General features: G+C 61.3%; 12 protein-coding genes, 2 tRNA genes and 1 pseudogene. 3 read left to right on the top strand and 12 right to left on the bottom strand.

The window, feature by feature from the left end:
* Positions 1–30: 30 nt before the first annotated feature.
* Entirely contained in the window at positions 31–933 is a 903-nt protein-coding gene (locus tag KGJ62_14185) for a PD40 domain-containing protein (protein ID MDE2127726.1), read from the bottom strand.
* A gap of 389 nt (positions 934–1,322) precedes the next feature.
* Positions 1,323–1,394, bottom strand: a tRNA-Ile gene (locus KGJ62_14180).
* Positions 1,395–1,865: 471 nt separating this feature from the next.
* Between KGJ62_14180 and guaB the strand changes: the two genes are divergently transcribed.
* A complete protein-coding gene (gene guaB / locus KGJ62_14175; protein ID MDE2127725.1) occupies positions 1,866–3,377 on the top strand; it encodes an IMP dehydrogenase in 1,512 nt (503 codons plus the stop codon).
* Between the two features lie 139 nt (positions 3,378–3,516).
* Here the strand turns inward: guaB and KGJ62_14170 are convergent, their stop codons facing one another.
* Positions 3,517–3,993, bottom strand: a complete 477-nt coding sequence (locus KGJ62_14170; GenBank protein ID MDE2127724.1) for a hypothetical protein — start codon at positions 3,991–3,993, stop codon at positions 3,517–3,519.
* A 326-nt stretch (positions 3,994–4,319) separates the two neighbouring features.
* Between KGJ62_14170 and KGJ62_14165 the strand changes: the two are divergent.
* Positions 4,320–4,619: pseudogene (locus KGJ62_14165) on the top strand (type II toxin-antitoxin system HigB family toxin).
* Positions 4,620–4,628: 9 nt separating this feature from the next.
* Positions 4,629–5,048, top strand: coding sequence for a transcriptional regulator (locus KGJ62_14160; GenBank protein MDE2127723.1), 420 nt, complete (start codon positions 4,629–4,631; stop codon positions 5,046–5,048).
* A 1,000-nt stretch (positions 5,049–6,048) separates the two neighbouring features.
* Here KGJ62_14160 and KGJ62_14155 read toward each other — a convergent pair.
* The 9 genes from KGJ62_14155 to KGJ62_14115 form a co-directional block, all read right to left on the bottom strand.
* Positions 6,049–6,621, bottom strand: coding sequence for a class I SAM-dependent methyltransferase (locus tag KGJ62_14155; GenBank protein ID MDE2127722.1), 573 nt, complete (start codon positions 6,619–6,621; stop codon positions 6,049–6,051).
* 96 nt (positions 6,622–6,717) lie between these two features.
* Positions 6,718–8,418, bottom strand: a complete 1,701-nt coding sequence (locus tag KGJ62_14150; protein ID MDE2127721.1) for a hypothetical protein — start codon at positions 8,416–8,418, stop codon at positions 6,718–6,720.
* Complete coding sequence (locus tag KGJ62_14145) at positions 8,409–9,221, bottom strand: ABC transporter ATP-binding protein (GenBank protein ID MDE2127720.1); 813 nt, start codon at positions 9,219–9,221, stop codon at positions 8,409–8,411. The genes KGJ62_14150 and KGJ62_14145 overlap by 10 nt, the downstream gene beginning before the upstream one ends.
* Positions 9,222–9,442: 221 nt before the next feature.
* Positions 9,443–9,514: transfer RNA gene (locus tag KGJ62_14140), tRNA-Thr, on the bottom strand.
* 405 nt (positions 9,515–9,919) lie between these two features.
* Positions 9,920–11,476, bottom strand: a complete 1,557-nt coding sequence (locus KGJ62_14135; protein MDE2127719.1) for an L-glutamate gamma-semialdehyde dehydrogenase — start codon at positions 11,474–11,476, stop codon at positions 9,920–9,922.
* A gap of 82 nt (positions 11,477–11,558) precedes the next feature.
* Entirely contained in the window at positions 11,559–11,942 is a 384-nt protein-coding gene (locus KGJ62_14130) for a DUF192 domain-containing protein (GenBank protein ID MDE2127718.1), read from the bottom strand.
* A gap of 19 nt (positions 11,943–11,961) precedes the next feature.
* Complete coding sequence (priA, locus tag KGJ62_14125) at positions 11,962–14,433, bottom strand: primosomal protein N' (GenBank protein ID MDE2127717.1); 2,472 nt, start codon at positions 14,431–14,433, stop codon at positions 11,962–11,964.
* Entirely contained in the window at positions 14,430–15,035 is a 606-nt protein-coding gene (gene plsY / locus KGJ62_14120; protein ID MDE2127716.1) for a glycerol-3-phosphate 1-O-acyltransferase PlsY, read from the bottom strand. The genes priA and plsY overlap by 4 nt, the downstream gene beginning before the upstream one ends.
* A gap of 8 nt (positions 15,036–15,043) precedes the next feature.
* Positions 15,044–18,028, bottom strand: a complete 2,985-nt coding sequence (locus KGJ62_14115) for a hypothetical protein (GenBank protein ID MDE2127715.1) — start codon at positions 18,026–18,028, stop codon at positions 15,044–15,046.
* Between the last annotated feature and the right edge of the window lie 66 nt (positions 18,029–18,094).

Below are 18,094 nucleotides of genomic sequence, written 5' to 3'. Positions count from 1 at the left end.
GCGTTCCTGGGCCAGACGCAGCACCCTGACTCAGGGTCTCCAATCCGCTATAAAGACGTTCGTTTCATCCGGCTGTTTTGCTCCCCGCGCAGAGATCCAGGCGATCTGTTTACCGTTCGGACTGAAGCATGGAAACGCATCGAAGAATCCGCCCCATGTCAGCCTCTCCAGCCCGGAGCCATTCGGCCTGATGCGCCACAAGTCAAAACGCATCCGCTGCTTATCTGCCCGATTACTTGCGAACACAAGCCATTTGCCGTCCGGCGACCAGGTCGGCGCAAAGTTGGCGATATTCGCCGCGCGGTCATGGGTTACCTGTACATTATGGCTGCCGTCGGCGTTCATCACAAAAAGATCGAGCGTGGTAGGTCGCACGAGGTGTTTTGCCAGAAGGCGCTTGTATTCGGCCACGGCAGCGGCGCCCTTCGGATGATAAGCGCGATAAACGATGCGCTTACCGTCGGGTGACCACCATGGCCCGCCATTGTAACCCAGCGCATGTGTGAGCTGTTTGGCATGCGTTCCATCCACATTCATCACCCAGACGTCCAGGTCACCGCCGCGGCTGCTGGTGAAGGTGATCCGCATTCCATCGGGCGATACCACCGATTCGGCATTATAGCCAGGCAGCTCGCCGGGCCTCAAAGTGCGTGGGAACAGACGCTTCAAGTCGGATCCATTGGGCTTTACCGAATAGATGCAGTAAGTTGGGTAAACGGGCCAAACATATCCCTGGGACATGTCGGGCTTGCGCGGGCAGTGTGGGTCCGACGCAAATGTGCTGGAAAACAGGATGCGCCGATCTCCGGCAAGCCACCAGCCACATGTGGTGCGGCCAAGTCCATTACTTATGCGGCGCATACCGGAGCCGTCGGTGCGCATTACATACTGCTGATCGCAGCCATGCGCTCCGTGAACACCCTGAAAGGTCAACCACATGCTATCCCGGCTGAAGTACGCCTCGGCATTTTGCCCACCGAATGTGAGTTGCCGCACATTTGCCAGGTGAACTTCGCGCGAGTCGCGAAGGCTGCCTGAATCGGGGCCCGGCTTGGCGGACGCGCCAGCACTGCAAGACAGGAGCAGACACAGGCAGGCGAGCATTTTGCGCCGGTGGTACCGCGGACTTTTTAGGCCGATAGACAACATGGAGCAATTGGTAGTACGTCGAGCGCAACCTGCGCGACGCGCCCTACCCAGTCCTACGAGATCATGCCTTTCACAAGATGATTGGCCGCGAAGCGTACAAGCAAAGTGTGCACAAGATATCACACATGGGCGGCGAATTGCAAATCGCGCACTCCGGGTACAGCGCCGACGGATGGGCCCAGTAGGATTCGAACCTACAACCAACCAGTTATGAGCCGGCCGCTCCACCATTGAGCTATGGGCCCTCACGCGCGACGGAGTGTACCTGTGCGGTAAGGCGCTGTCAACACAGCATGTGGCTTCATCGAAAGCCCTGGCTGCAGCCTGCTTCTCGGGCATACGCACGGTAAGGGTAGCGAAGCCCGGACTACAGCCCGGCTTGAAAGCCAAAACCGAATGCAGAACCGAAGCCATTCGTGGCTCGCACACGGTAATAAACGCGGTAACCACGGCAGGTCGGATGGGCCAAATCCGTCGGAGCCGACTACCGGCTAGCAATGAGATGCTATTCGCACCAGCCAGCCAGGGGCTAACTGTCATCAAGAACAAGGCGCTGGACCTCTGTGCGTCAACGCTCACGATGTCAAGGACCAATCTGAAGTCGCCGAAGCCGGCAGCCGGAGGCAGAACGGCGACGAACCGCCCCGGCATCAAAGTTGACTTCCGGAGCGATTCTGCGGTAGAGTTGTTTGGAAATACCCCGGGAGAGTTGAACCATGATCGAGGCTGGTATTTCCGTTGAGCAGGGCTTGAGTTTTGATGACGTCCTGCTGATTCCCTGCAGTACCGATGTGGCGCCATCCGGCGTCGACCCCACGACCTCGTTGGCGGAGCATCTTGTTCTGCGAACGCCGATAGTCAGTTCGCCGATGGACCGCGTTACCGATGCCAGAATGGCTATCGCAATGGCGCGTGAGGGTGGCCTCGGCATTATCCACCGCAACATGGAGGTGGGTGTACAGGCTGCCGAGGTTGACCGGGTCAAGCGCTCGGAGCACGGCATCATAAGTGAGCCGATCAGCCTGGCGCCGGACGCCACCATCGGTGAAGCCATGGAAGTGATGAACCGGTATCACATTTCGGGCGTACCGATTGTTGACAGTGCCCACTCGCGCCGCCTGGTCGGCATCCTCACCAACCGCGATATCCGGTTTGAGCCTGATCCAAGACGCAAGGTCTCGGAGTTGATGACCTCGGCCGAAACGCGGCCGGGCGGTTTGATCACGGCGCCGGCCGGCACGTCACTGGACGCCGCGCAGAGTATTCTTCAGGAGCACCGAATTGAGAAGCTGCCGATTGTAGACGCCGCTGAGGTGCTTCTTGGTCTGATCACGCTGAAGGATATCCAGAAGGTGCGGCAGTTCCCCAACGCCACCAAGGACGCGCGGGGACGGCTGCAGTGCGGCGCGGCGGTAGGTCCGCTTCGTGAGCCGGTGGCCCGAACCGACCACCTGGTGGAAGCAGGCGTTGATGCCGTTGTGGTGGACGCCGCCCATGGGCAGGCGAAGGCAGTACTGGACGCTGTAGCTGCAATCCGAAGCCGTCACAGGGATCTGATAATCATCGCAGGCAACGCTGCAACGGCTGAGGCAACGCGAGACCTGATCAGCGCGGGCGCGTCGTGCATCCGAGTAGGCCTGGGCGCCGGAAGCATCTGCACTACACGCATCGTCAGCGGTGTGGGTGTGCCTCAGTTGACTGCCGTGATGGAGTGTGCCACCGAAGCTGCGCGACGCGGCATACCCACGATTGCCGACGGCGGCATCCGGTTCAGCGGGGATGCCGTAAAGGCGCTGGCAGCTGGAGCCGCAGCCGTCATGGTTGGAAACCTGCTTGCCGGAACCACTGAAGCGCCTGGGGAGGTTGTGCTGTATCAGGGCCGCGCGTACAAGGAGTACCGGGGAATGGGCAGTGAAGCCGCCATGCGCGAGGGTTCCAGCGACCGGTACGGCATCATCACCGACACATCATCCAAGGTGGTGCCGGAGGGCGTTGAGGGCCGCGTACCATACAAGGGTGATCTGCACGACACGATTCACCAACTGGTGGGCGGCATCCGGAGCGGTATGGGGTACCTCGGCGCGCATTCGCTTGCAGACCTGCGCAACCGGGCACGCTTTGTTCGCGTGACCAACGCCGGGCTGCGTGAAGGTCACGTACACGACGTCTGGATCACCAAGGAGCCACCGAACTACTCCGCCGACCCGCAAATGCGTGCCGAATCGTAATACGTGGCGGGCGATATCGTGCGCCGCAGTGCGTCGGCAGGACGGCGCATATCCGCTATTCCCGGGTCAAGGCAGGCCGCCCGCGCCGCCAACATGGAGTCGGCGGCGTGGGCTTACGATGCGGCAGCAGTCGCCGAAACTACGACATATCGCCGTATAGAACCTGAATGTAGTTCACCTGGCCCTCGTGATACACGGTATTCCAATAGAGGAAATCCGCGAAGTCTGCGAGTGAGCACTCCTTCTTTGTGAACGGATTCGTCACGGTTGTGGCGAGTTTCTCCTCGGTGCAGGCTTCCACGACGCCGGCAAGGTACTCCGTAGCCTCACGCAGCCACGGAATGGCCTGTTTCGGCGAGCGGTGTGCATCCTGCCGGCTCTTGTAGTCGCTGGCATCGAATGCCGGCATCACGCCATCCCGGAATGCGCCGGCTCCGTACCCATTCAGGTACGCACACTCAAGCGCTTGATCCAGGGCATCGCGCCCTTTGTTGCCTTCCACGATCGGGTTCCATGCACACCGGTCGTCCGGCATCTTCTCACAGGCCTCGGCGAGCGTATTTCCGGCATGCCGCAATCGGCCACCCAGAAACGCGGGCAGATCTACTTTTCCCATTTCGGTTTCGCTCCTTGTTCGCAACATCCAGGTGATCCAGGATTCGCACCACCAGGTCCGACTTCCTGCACGGAAACTGCGGATCGCCTTTAACCGAGCGAGCGATCACGGATCCGTTCGGACTGGCCGCGATACGGCTGCACGCTAAGCGTCCGCGCCCTGGGACCAATGGAGCGTCTGGGACGCATTCCCAGACGGGGCCAGACCTCTTATTGCTTGCAGGCGGCGGTTGAGGCATCCATCAGCCGACCCGGCGTTCATAATGCAGTGCGCACACCCGTCTCGCCCGGGCTCGATCCCATACTGGGAACGTGGTACAGCGCAATATGAGAGTAATCGCGCGGCGCAGGTTGCGGGAGTTCTGGGAGAAACCTGCGAATGTCGACTCGGAGGGTCCGTAGCGTGCATGGCTGCAAGACGCAGAGTCCGCAGCCTGGAACACTCCACAGGCTGTCCGAGATGGCTATCGGAACGCAAGTATTATCTCCAATAATCGCGTCATGTTTAGTATCAAAGGCAATGAATATAGACTGATCGTAGCCATCCACTACAATTGTGAGATCGTATTTGTACGATTCATCGCAACTCATGCTGACTACGACAAAGTGGATGCTGGGACCGTTTGAGGACGCGCGATGAATATACGCCCAATTAGATCTGAAGATGACTATCATGCGGCGCTGGCTCAGATGGAGTCGCTGATGGACGCCGTGACCGGATCAACGGACGAGGACACACTCGACGTACTGGCAACACTGATTGAGGCGCACGAGAAACGGTTTTGCCCAATCGCGCCGCCTGATCCGATTGATGCACTGCGGTACTACATCGAGAGCCGTGGAATCACGCCGCGTCAGTTGCAGACCTGTATCGGTTCACGCGCGCGCGTCAATGAGGTACTCAACCGGAGGCGAGCGCTGACAATCACGATGATACGTAAACTCAGCGGTACGCTCGGAATCGCTTCTGACATTCTTATTCGCGCGTACCCGCTCTCGGCGGCGACGCCCAGGCGGCCGGGCACCAGGCTCGGTAAGGTTGATACGCGTGCCTGAAGTCTGCTTCCGGATGCCGGGCAGCTCGGGTTGCGGCTGACGTCGTAAGGGCCGGCAGAGTGATCCTTCGCTTTGCCCAGGATAACAATGCGGTCCGCCATCCACGCTTCGCCGCTGCCGTTCTGATGGTGACGCCGCTCCCAGGCGTTGTGGAGGAGGCACAGCGCGATGGTTCCAGGGCCGAGCCAAAGCACCCGAACCGCATCGATCAAGCGTTACGGTGCAGACCTGGACTCCAGGTTGTACTGATCGTTGGTAGTCACAAGCTCACGAATCTCGCCGTAGTGGTCCAGGCGCTTGAGGATTGCCTTCGCCTTATGGAGCGTCATGTCACTGGGTGGTACGAGAAGACAGTGAGCCGGCCAGTCCAAGCCGTCGGAGGAGAATACAGCGTTGCAAGTCCAGCGCCAGGGATAGCCTCAAGCGCGCGGTCCCGAAATGGTTTCTCACAACCAACCGTGCAGATCACCAGGATGACTGTTTCGTAATGTCTCGCCGGCCAGCGGTTCACGACCCGGTATAGACACGGGTCCGTGGCGCTCGGGGCAGGATCGGGCGCCAGCCTCTCGCCGCAGTACTGACGCATTAGTGCGCCTAGTTCCTGTGCCGGATCCAGTTGCCCTCAACGAGTAATGCACGCCCGCGGAGACGCCGTGCCATCTTACGCGGTGAATTGCCGGATAGCCCGACCATCGCGAGTACGATCCCGGTTCCTGTTCGAGTTGCGGCTCGTCCTCGCTCAGGATGGCTGAACGGGCAGAAGGGACTTCAGCGGGATAGAAACGGAGCTATCCCGTTAACGATACTAAAGCCACGGGGCCACGAAGCCGGTGCGCCGAATGCCCGCAACGGGCTTATCTCGCTATGGCTTGCGGGCCGAGCATGACGGCTGGCGGAGAGGACCTGCTGGTCACGCTGGGCGCTGGCCTGGCGCTGCAGGCTTTTCTCGATCGACCGCGAGTGTCGGTGGTCCCACGCCTACCACGGGCACCATTTTCGGTTACCGGGCTCGCCACGCCAGCATAACACCATCGCGGATCGGCGCGAGGGTGGTGATGAAATCGGGATCAGTGGTGAGCAGCCGGGTTGCCTCGCGTATGCCGTTGGTTTCGGCGGACTGGTCTGCTGAACCGAGCACCTTTCCGCTCCAGACCATGTTGTCGATAAGCAGTGCGCCGCCGGGCCGCAGGTGCTGCTTGATCACCGGAATTGAGGCCGGGTATCCATCTTTGTTGATGTCGTTGAACATCAGGTCGTACTCGCCCCCAACTTCAGCGAGCGTCTTCACCGCCTCGCCCACGTGAAACTCCACGGTATCGGTGTAGCCAAGCCGCTCGATATAACCGCGAGCCTTGCCGCTGAGTTCGTCATCCCAAACCACATGGTGAACTGTGCCACCACCATTCTCCCGTACTGCGCGCGCAAACCATGCAGTTGAGTATCCGTACCCGGAACCCAGTTCGAAGACCTGCCGGGCACCCAGCATGCGTGCAACGGTGTAGTTGAAGTAGCCTGCGGCAGGACCAATGATGGGAAAGTTGACTTCCGCAGCGTAGGCTTCCATTTCCGCCATCACGGCATTGCGCGCCGGGACCAGGCCGTCCAGATAGCTCTCGATTACTGCAAGGCCAATCGGTTCTACCAATCTCTTATCTCCTTCACTGTTGGGTTAAGTACTTGCTGCAAGCTTGGCCAGAATATCCGGCTCCCGCCCATTAAGCAGCCGCTCAGCAATGGTCAGCGTCACGGCATACATGGCCAGCGCGTACAGCACGGCCAATGGGATTGAAAGCGCGTACCACTGGGCGCCTACGAGCAAGCCGGGCACAAACACGGCGGCGTCTAGCGGCAGCGCCAGAATACCAACCGCCAGGAAGACGCCAAAATAGACGAGCGAGTAGGTGCAGCCACGCGCACCGGCCGCGCCACGTAGCCGCGCGTTGCGAAGCTGGACTCGATACGGCGCGAGGACAGAGGTGATGTTTCCGACACCAATCGTGAGCACTAGCGTCAATTCAGTCAGAACCACCCACTGCCAGATGCCGGGCAAGGTATCCGTAATCGCCGCCACCAGAACGATCGCGGCGGAGTTGACTACGGAAAGAATCGCGAACATGGGAAGGTTCTTCCCGAGAAATATCTCCCTGCGCCGGCAGGGGAACAGAAAGAGCTGCCCAGCCGCCGCGCCGTCGGCGCCAAAGCAGTTCGCCATCAGCGCAAGTTCCATGAATAGCAGCCAGGCAAATACAAAGCCGTGCTCCGCGCCGCCAAAAACCTGCGCAGTTCCACGCTTCAGTCCAAGGAGCACGCCAACGCCAACGGCATAGATCAGGCTGAGGGCGTACTGCCGGTAGATCGGATCGCGAACGATGTACGCGCTCTCCTTGCTCGCCATCGCAGCCACGACTCGCGGTATCCAGGTTGGCGTCGCGAGCGCCCGTGATGGTGCAACTTCGACCTCGGCGTGATTTGTCGCGGCGCGTCTCGGTTGGCGTGGAAGGACTTCACCCGCCTGCCACGTACGCTCCACGGCCCAGGCGGCCGCCCAAACCGTGATTGCGGCGGCGCACGCCAGCACGATGATCCAGGTGAGCGCCGGCAGTATTGCGCCGGCACGCGCATCGGCCATCGCATTCGCGGCCATCGCCGGCGGCATCGCGGCCAACCATGTCCACAGCGGTTTGTGCAGCAGGTTTCGGTAGTTGAATGTAAATGCGCTTCGGGCCAGTATCTGCCAGGCGAAATAGAAGCCCAGCGAAAACAGCGTTACCACAACGGTCACAACTTCGCGATATCTTCGACTCTTGAGAAGCGCGCTGCTGGAGATGCCGATCGCCTGCGAGAGAGCGAATGTGTGGATGAGAAAAAGAACCATTGCAGTTGCCGCAAGGATGGCGCCGGTACCGGTACGGTTGGAGAAGACGAGCACCAGAACCGTCAAGGTTGGCAATGCAAAGATCACCCAGAAATCCGAGAGGCAGCCGACCACTGCAGCGATCAGAATCTGCCGGTGCGTAACCGGAAAGATGAAGAGGCGGGATATATCGTACATCTCGCTGATCTGGAAGCCCATCAACGGTCCCATCACCCAAACGAAGTAGACGAAGTAGAGCAGCACCTCGGCCAGGCGGAGCGCCGCGTCATCCGAAACGCTGAGTGCGAACCCGCCGACGGCGAATGCGGCGCCGAAACCTACCGGCCCAAGCATCACAAGAAGAACGAGGCCGGTGATAATCGCGCTGGCGCGGGATCGCCCGTGCATCTGCCGCAACATGGTTTTGGTCTTCAGCCAGACCAGAAGTCGGATGACACGCGCAGACCTGGCCGGCGAGGGCTGCGCCGGCGCCCGCCGGGACGGCGCTACAGCCACTTCAGCTCTTCTGCTTCCTCGCGGGCATCCACCATTTTCAGGAAGATATCCTCCAGCGTCGATCCCGTGCCGGCTTGAACCTGCTCGCGCAGCTCGCTGATAGCGCCCATACCCACAATACGGCCATGATTGATCACTGCAATGCGATCACACAGCTTCTCCACGACCTCCATAACGTGTGACGAGATAAAGATCGTGGTTCCACGCTCAGTAAGATGACGCAAGACAGTGCGAATTGCTCGAACGGAGATTGGGTCGATACCGTTAAACGGCTCATCCAGAAACATCACCCGTGGAGAGTGTATGATAGCCGCCGCGAGCGCCGTCTTCTTCTTCATGCCCATGGAGAAATCGATGATCAGCTTGTTCCGATCTTCGGTAAGCTCCATCAACTCCAGCAAATCGCCCGCGCGGGCCGTGGCATCGGCCTTTGGTATGCCGTACATCTGACCGGCAAAAACCAGGAACTCCAGCGCGGTCAGCCGTTCGTATAGGTAAGGCTCTTCCGGTAGAACACCAAGGCATCCGCGCGCTAAAAGCGGCTGCGTCGCCAACTCGTAGCCGGCGAGGCGAACCCCGCCGCCATCCGGACGCAGGAGGCCGCACATCAGCCGGATAGCGGTTGTCTTACCGGCGCCGTTCGGCCCCAGAAAGCCGAAGAACTCGCCCTTCTTCACGGCAAGATCAACGTTATCCACGGCCAGTTGAGCACCGAATCGCTTGGTAAGACCCATCGCGACGATGCTGTACTCGCCATCCGCATCCGCCGACTGCGGTATCGAGGTGTTCAGATCGAAATCCATGGCAACCTCATCGGGAGCCGCAGAGCTTGGGAACGTGGACCGGCAAGCGCCTGCCATCCAACCGCGATCCGATTTCGATCACCACGCCATCTCGGGCTGCCCACCGTGCCTGGCGATCTGTCTGCTGCAAGAAACGGCCCGGGCGGATAGAGAGCCACGGGCCGCACACTGCCGTGCCGGTATTCAAGCCGGCGATATTATGCGTGCCCGAAGGCTGCGAGAGCCGACGGTCGGATTCGAACCGACGACCTGCTCTTTACGAAAGAGCTGCGCTACCACTGTGCTACGTCGGCATGGCACAAACGAAAGTATAGCATGGTGTTTCGGGAGCGTCAAGCGCTGGTTTGCGCGGCAGAACCGAAGCCGGCCGCGTCACAGGTGGGGGTAACCTCAATAAGGTCGGATCCGGCGGATGCACCGGGACCAGGGCGTGGCCGGACGTGACGACCCATCCGCAGACGTCAACCAGGCGCGAACTGTCATTCTGAGCGACGCGGGGACTATCTCCAGCTCCGGGCTCGGGTACTCACGGGCCAGACAGGAACGCGGCAAACAATGGCAGACCCGGAACCATCAACTGCCACTCCCTCGGCTTGACTCGGAATGACAAGCCGGTTGGATGAACGGCACCGACGCTGGACAAGCTTCGCGGCGCAGACGATACGTGATGGGCAACTCGGCCAGCCTCGCGCTGAAGCCTACCAGCGCTCGCAGATCGCCTTGGATTGCACAAAGTGGCCCAGGTAGTCCGGCCCACCCGCCTTGGAACATGTGCCGGAGAGTTTGAAGCCTCCGAACGGCTGAACGCCAACGAGGGCCCCGGTTATTTTGCGATTGAGATAGAGGTTACCGACCTGGAATTCGCGGCGCGCAAGCGCAAGATTCTCGCGATTGTACGAGTAGACGCCGCCGGTCAGGCCGTAATCGCTGTTGTTGGCTATAACCAGCGCCTCCTCGAACGACTCGGCCCGGATTACGGTGAGAAGCGGTCCAAATATCTCATCCTGGGCAATGCGCGAGTCGGGCCGTGCATCCACAAATATGGTGGGATGGACGAAGTAGCCACCATCGGGAGCTTCGTTGGCATCCTCCCCACCGAAAAGCAACTGCGCCTCGGCCCGGCCAACCGCGGAGTAGTAGGAGACCTTGGTATAAGCATCGGCATCGATGACCGCGCCCATCTGGTTCTCCGGATTTGTAGGATCGCCAACCGTAAGGCGAGCCGCGCGCTCTTGCAACTTGGGCAAGATGGCATCGTAAACCTTCGTGTGTACGATAAGGCGCGAGCAGGCCGAGCACTTCTGTCCCTGAAAGCCGAATGCCGAGGCGACTACGCCGTCGGCGGCGCCATCGAGGTTCACATCCTGGTCGATGATAATCGCATCCTTGCCACCCATCTCCAGAACAGCCTTCTTGATGTGGCGCTGCCCGGCCACGGGCGTGGCGATGCGCTGGTAGATTCGCAGACCAACATCCCGGCTGCCTGTGAACGATACAAAGTGTATGCCGGCGTGGCCCGTAAGCGCTTCCCCAACCGTCTCACCGGGACCCGTCACCAGGTTCACCACACCGCGCGGCACGCCGGCATGGTGCAGAAGCTCCCAGAACTTCGAGGCGACTATCGGCGTCTGTTCTGCCGGCTTGATCACAACGGTATTGCCCGTAACGATGGCGGCCGCCGTCATGCCGCAAAGAATTGCCAGCGGAAAGTTCCACGGGCTGATGATGGCGCCCACGCCCATTGGGATGTAGCGGAGCTCGTTCTCCTCGCCGGGATACGGCGACATTTCGTGGTACTCACCCATCCGAACCGCTTCCCGGGCGTAGTATTCGAGGAAATCAACCGCCTCAGCGGCGTCGCCGTACGCCTCCGGCCAACTCTTACTGGCCTCGTAAACCATCCACGCCGAAAACTCGTAAATGCGGCGGCGCAGCATCGCGGCAGCTTTGGCCAGATAGCGACTGCGCTCTTCAAACGAGAGCCGTGACCACGACGGAAACGCCTCGGTGGCTGCATCTACGGCGCGGTCAACCAACTCGGGCGTACCGTCGTAGACCACGCCAAGGCTCTGCGTAAGTCGTGCCGGGTTGCGGCTGGCGATGGTATGGTCGGTATGAATGCGCTCGTCGGCAATGATCACCGGGTGGTCGCGGCCCAATTCGCCGCCGACGCGCTTGATGGCATCCTGCATCAAGCGCCGACTTTTGTCATCGGTAAATCCCACAATCGGTTCGTTTTGGAACGTTCCGTACATAAATGCTCCTTGATTCAGCCAAAAGTTGGGCACAGTGCAGGCCGACGCTACTTTTGACGGCCGCCTGGGGAATCTCGTTCCTTTACCGGCCCTCCGTACGCCTCAGGCCGTAGTGCATCCGGAGATCGAGCCTGGCTTCGTGAAGCGCGCCGACTGGCAGCTCCACGGCGACGCGCGCCCCACGCACCGGGCCACAAAACCGCCATGGCGCAAGATGGCTCTGTTGACGGAGCGTGGCGCCATCGGCCGCCAGAAACAGAACGTCGATAGCATAGCTCAGCATCCAGGTGTGTATACCGTTACATGGCTGCAGCCAGAGCGCTTCGCCTCGAGCGAGCCGTGGGAGCGCGAGTAACCCGGCAGTTCTGCTCCAAGCCGAAGTGGCCACGAATAATCGCGGCGCGATCACACGGCCGGTTTCGAGTTCAACCAGTTCGGCGATAGGCAGTGAGCTTGCTTTTGGCATGTTCGCGCCTGGCCCAGCCTTAGACAAGGCTTCGCGGGTCGAAGTCGATCACAAGACCGGTGGCTGTATCGGGCGGAGCGGCCTGCATGGTCTTACTCACGGCGGTTGTAAGGTCGAACGCGTTTGGTGCGCGCAATACAACGTGCCAGCGATAGCGACCTTTTATTCTCTCGATTGGCGCCGGCGCCGGGCCCAGTACCTTCACAGTGCCGTCAGCCACGATTCCGCGCACGATGCCAGCCGCGCTGCGCGCTCTGCGCCTGGCAGCATCCGACTGCTCATCCTGCCAGAGCAGATTCACAATGCGGCCGAATGGCGGGTAGCCCAGTTCGCGCCGATACTCGATCTCACGGGAATAGAACTGGATATAGTTGTGTGCTATCGCCGCCCGCAGGGCATAGTGATCGGGGTTGAACGTCTGTACAACCACCTTGCCCGGCCGCTCGCCGCGCCCGGCCCGACCGGCCACCTGGGTGACGAGTTGAAACGTCTGCTCCGCTGCGCGAAAGTCCGGCGTCTGCAGGGAGGTATCTGCTGCAACGACGCCGACCAGCGTCACGCCGGGGAAGTCGAGACCCTTCACCACCATCTGCGTTCCCAGCAGAATGTCACACGTGTGGTTCCGAAAGTCGCGCACAATCGTGGAGTGCGCTCCGCGACGCGCTGTGGTGTCGCGGTCCAGCCGCGCAATCCGAGCCTCCGGGAGCAACAGCCGCAGCTCCTCGTCAAGCCGCTCGGTACCGATTCCGAAACTCTGGATGCGCTTGCTGCTGCATTGGGGGCAGACCACCGGGCAGCGCGTTTTGCTGTTGCAGTGGTGGCACCGCAGCGTGAGGTCCTCCATGTGGAGCGTTAGCGCCACGTCGCAGTTCACGCAGTGTGGAGTGTGGCCACAATCGCGACAGAGAACGAATCGCGCGTAGCCCCTACGGTTCAGGAACAGAATAGCCTGCTCGCCGGCCCGCACCGCTTCCGTCAGGGCGTCGGTAAGCGGCTTTGAGAGCAGGGTCCGGCTGCCGGCCACCCGCATGTCTACGACATCAAACGTTGGCAGCGCTCGGTCCAGCACTCGCGTCGTGACCTCGCATCGCACCAGCGGCGTACATGCGCCTTGTGCCGTCTGCTCACTGAGGTAGTACGACTCCAAAGACGGCGTCGCACTACCGAGGGCCAACAGTGCGTTCCAGCGCTGCGCGCGCCATCGCGCAACATCTAGCGCGCTGTATCGCACGCCCTGCTCCTGCTTGTACGATGCGTCGTGCTCTTCATCCACAACCACCAGACCGATGTTGGTGAGCGGTGCGAATACGGCGGAGCGCGCGCCGATGACCACGCGCGCCTCGCCGGCCGCTATCCTGCGCCATTGGTCCAGCCGCTCGCCATCGGCCAGATGTGAGTGAAGCACCGCGCACTGGCCGGGAAACCTGGCTGCAAACAGGTCGAGCACCTGCGCGGTGATTGCCACTTCAGGCGCAAGCACCAGTGCCGTCCGGCCCTGGTCGAGTGCGTGGCGCACCGCGGCCAAATAGATCTCAGTTTTGCCGCTTGCGGTTACACCGAAAAGCAGTATCTGCCGGAACGATCCGGCGTCGATTGCGCTGCACATGCTCCGCGCCGCGGCCGCCTGCTCGCCGCAGAGCACCGGAGGCGTGCTGGCGCTGCTGTGAGCTGCCACTGTATTCCGCCAGAGTGCGGCCGAGCGCACAAGAAGGCGACCGGACTGCACCAGCGTGGTAATGGAAGCCCGTGCACAACCGATGGCGGAGATGACCTGCTCCTCGCTCAGCTCGCCGCCGGCCGTCTCTCCAACTGCCTCTATAAGTTCCAGGATGCGCTGCTGCTGCCGGCCGAGGCGCGCATGGATCCGAGCGTAATCCGGCGGTAACCGATAAAACCGCTGTGCCCGAACCGGCGCGCGCGCTGCTACCAGCGCTGGCTCTTCCACCAGCATGCCTCGACGTACCAGGGCAGCCTTTGCTGGCTGAAACGCCGCGAGACCGCTCGCTTGCTGCACGGCGCCGGATTCGGCCGCGCCTCCCAAAGAGGCGAGTGCACGTACGATAGCGGACTGATTTGGCGCGTTCCTCAACTGCCTGTCGGCGTTAACGCCGTCAACCAGACGTAAGCGACGCACGATGCGGGCGCCGCCACGGCCAGGTACCAGCGTGTGTAGGGCCTCGCCCGGCGTGGCGAGCCACAGATGTTCCATAAACGCACACAGGTCCACGAGCTCCGGGTTGAGGTCGAGTCCGCCAAGGATCCGTGCCGAGATCGGGCGCAGGCGGTCAGCAAGCGGATGCTGCGACGGCATATTCCAAAGCCGCATTACAAATCCAAAGACGGTACCGCTCCCGAGCGGCGCCTCCACGCAGCAGCCGACTTCCAGCGAACCCACAAGATGCGGCGGTACGCACCACGTGAGCGTGGCGTTGTCGCGCGGCAGCCCACCCCACACCGTCACTTCCGCTGCGGGAATAGTCGCTTCTATCAATCTCGCGCAATTCGGCGCCTAAGGTTGAGGCGAGGTTCGGTCCCTTTGAGCAGACGCCCAATGTTGGCGCGATGTTTTATTAACGCCATCACTCCAGCAAGCGAAGCAAAGCCTAGTCGCCATAAATCGTGCGGGTAGTAGATCGGCATGAACACCGGCAGCGATATTGCAGCCAGAATCGACCCAACGGATATGTACCGGACGACGAGAACGGCAAGTAAGAACACGGCAAGCGCTGAAACGCCGACGAGCGGCGATACGCCCAGCAGTGCGCCAAGGCTGGTGGCGATGCCCTTTCCGCCGCGGAAGCCAAGCCACACCGAAAAGTTGTGCCCGATTATGGCGGCCATGGCAGCCATGATAATGACCGACGGAGCCATTCCGGCGTGAAACACGATGAACGGTGGCACGAATCCCTTCAGCACATCCAGCAGAAACACCACGATGGCCAGCCGTGGGCCGCAAACGCGCATCACATTGGTGGAACCGATGTTACCGCTTCCTGCCGCCGTGATATCCACGCCTGCGAACCGGCGTGCGATCCATAGACCGAACGGAATTGAGCCGAGCAGGTACGAAGCCAGCACCCATATTGCCGCCATGCCAGGCACTATTCCGATTCCTCTAACCCGGCGCCGGACCAACTGCGCGACATTATCTCGCGAACCTGATCCATGCGTGCCGTCACCCTCTGGTCAGGAGGATAGTCTGGCTGCCAATCCCTCCAATCCGACAGGAGCAGAAGCCGAGCCATCTCGCCGGGGTCCTCCGGCAGCAATCGGTTTTCACCTGGCGCTCGCAGCCACGCGCTATTCCGCAACCGTCCGTACGCATCGTAGTGTTCGACCATTTTAGTGCAGTCGTCGCTGTGCATATAGCCCGCAGAAACAAGCGCGAGCAGGCCGGCGCGTGTTGAAGCAGCCTGCAGATCGGGATTCGCCACGGCGCCTAAAAGTTGGAACCGCTGGACGAGCCATTCGATATCCAGCATTCCGCCCGGCGCCAGCTTCAGATCTCTCCACTCGTCGGCAGGGCGATAGCGCTCGCGGCGCACACGGCGCCACATCGCAAGGATTTCGGAGTCGGCTTCGCCCGAAAGCCCACGTCCCCAGGAGGCCTCGTTCAACAGCCGTACGGCCGCTCGCCCGGTTTCCGCGGCGCCTGCCACGTTTCGCGCTTTCAGAGCTGCCTGCCGTTCCCACGTTTCGGCGTCCCGATTATAATACTCCGCAAGAGCGTGAAGTCCCCAAACTATGGCGCCAGCGGCGCCCCAAGGACGAAGGCGCAAATCGAGTGAAACGGCCGCGCCGTAATCCCGGAGCGTGTCGACCGCGCGTAACAGCCAGCCAACTGCCTCCTCAGCAGCCTGGCGGGTCGCGGCATCGGCTGAGCCGTCGTTGTAAACAAAGACGGCATCCCAGTCACTCCCAAGGCCAAGTTCGCGGCCTCCCAGCTTACCTAGGCCCACAACGCACAGATCTGCGCTCGCCACGCCGGGTACTTGGCGCACCGCCAGGCTGAGAAGCGCAGCAAGCGTCTCATCTGTCAGTGCGGAGAGCTGCGCGCCGACGCGTGCAGCGCCGGCTTGCCTCGCGACCGAGGCTGCGGCTATTCCCGCCAGCTGCCGCTGATGATACAGCGAAAGTGCGTGAAGCGCGGAGTCGGTATCGCGCTCTGCGACAACCTCCGCAGCGCTGCCGTAACCCTCCTCGGACTGATCTGGCGACTCAATGATGCCTTCCAACCATTCGAGATGCCGGGCCAACTGCCGGACTACCGACGGCGCCGCCGCGGCTAGCGACACCAAACGCTCCATCAGGTCGCTTCCGTCGTGCATGGCGGCATAGAGCTCTGCCCGATTCGGCACCGCTGTCGCAAGCTCTTCTATTCCGTTGAGCGCGGCATCGGGATCCGGCGTGGAAGTACAGAGCGATAAAAGCCTGTTAGCCAGGCGCCGGAACCTTAGCGCCGTATCCGGAGGCATGCCGCCGTATTCGTTGCCCCGTACAGACGTCGATAGGATTTCAATTGCGGCATCCGGGCGCTGAAAACCCATCGCGCTCAAGCTGTGTGCGAGACGGATTCTGGCATCCGGGTTATCCACCGTTTGCAACAGTCGCAGCAACTCGGTGGTTGCGCTCGTCTCAGACGACGACTGTTGCGCCAGCCTGCCGTAGAATCGCATCTCGAGCAAGCGCCGTACTCGGCTCCGCCGGCGCGCAAGATCGGCTTCGAACACTTTCGGGTCCGAGAATCCCATTCGGCGCGCAAGCAGGTCGCGCTCGCGGCCCGGCTCGGGTAGCGACTGAGTTTGATGCCCAGCCGCCAGCTGCAGCCGATGCTCCAGCGTTCGCAGGTAGATGTAGTCTTCGGCGGCGTACTCCGCTTCGCCGGCCGCCATCAATTCCCGTTCCGCGAGCCGGTGCAGCAGGTCGAGTGTGTTTGGCGTGCGCAGGTCTGCAAACCTTCCGCCATATTCCAACTGCAGCAACTGAACCGTAAACTCGATATCCCGTATACCGCCGATGCCGCGTTTGATGTTGGAGTGCTGCTCATTGGTGAGTTCGGCCTCTGCCTCGATGCGCTGCTTGTTGCTCCGTATGGCGGCTACCACATCCGGTGTGGTCCCGCTCCGGTAGACGAACGGCGTAACAAACCTCTGCCATGCCATGGCCGCGTCACGATTGCCTGATACAAACCGTGCCTTTACCAGCGCCTGCCGCTCCCAAACTTCGGCCCAGCTTTCGTAGTAGGCGTTATACGAGGAGGGTGAGCGGATGAGCGCTCCGAAATTGCCTTCCGGCCTCAGGCGCGTATCCACGCGGAACACAATGCCCGACGCCGTTGTATCCGAGAGTATCTGGATAGTTCTCTCTGCGACCTCCGTCGCCACGCGCTCATCGGCGAGCTCGTCCGCGATAAACAGGAGGTCGATATCGCTGCAGTAGTTGAGTTCGCTTCCTCCGAGTTTGCCGAGCGCTACGGCCGCCACAAGTGGCCGGGCCGAATCGACTCCGCACACTCCGGCTGCCATCATTAGCGCCGCCTCAATACTGGCGTCGGCGACGGCGGAGTAACCGGAGACGGCGGTTTGCAGCGGATCGAGGCCGGCGAGGTCTCGTACTGCTATCCGAACTGTTTCCTGAGCCTTCCAACTGCGCAGAGCTTCACCCTGCATGGCTGCGCCATGGATGCCTCCGATCAGGCGCAGGAGATCAGCTCGCATCTGGTCACCGGTGACCAGCCTGTCTCGCATACCGGGATTGGTTACCATCTCGATAAGGCCGGGATGGCGTACAAGCAGGTCCGCAACGTAGCCACTGGCGCCCGTCACCAGGCAGAAGAGCTTGAGCGCCGGCGGGTGATCAATGAGGAATCGGAGGTGGGGATATGGTGTATGGACCGCACCGGCCCAGCGCACCAACGAGCGGACGGCTTGATCCGGGTCTGCAGAGAGGCGAGCTGCGGGTTCTGTAGCACGCCAAAGCTCCTCCACCAGGCCATCGGTAACCGGGCCGGCAGCCAGGCTCTGTAGGCGGTGGCGCGCGTTGGCCGCATCGTCAAGCGGGCGAGGCGTCAGCGTGCGGCGGCTCACGCCGAGCGCCGGCAACCGAGCGGTATGCCGCAGGATTTACGTCCGTCGCCACACCAATGAGGTAGC

The organism is Armatimonadota bacterium, assembly GCA_028871815.1.
Taxonomy (GTDB): Bacteria; Armatimonadota; Chthonomonadetes; order Chthonomonadales; family Chthonomonadaceae; genus REEB205.
This window is presented reverse-complemented; position numbering and strand designations above follow the sequence as displayed.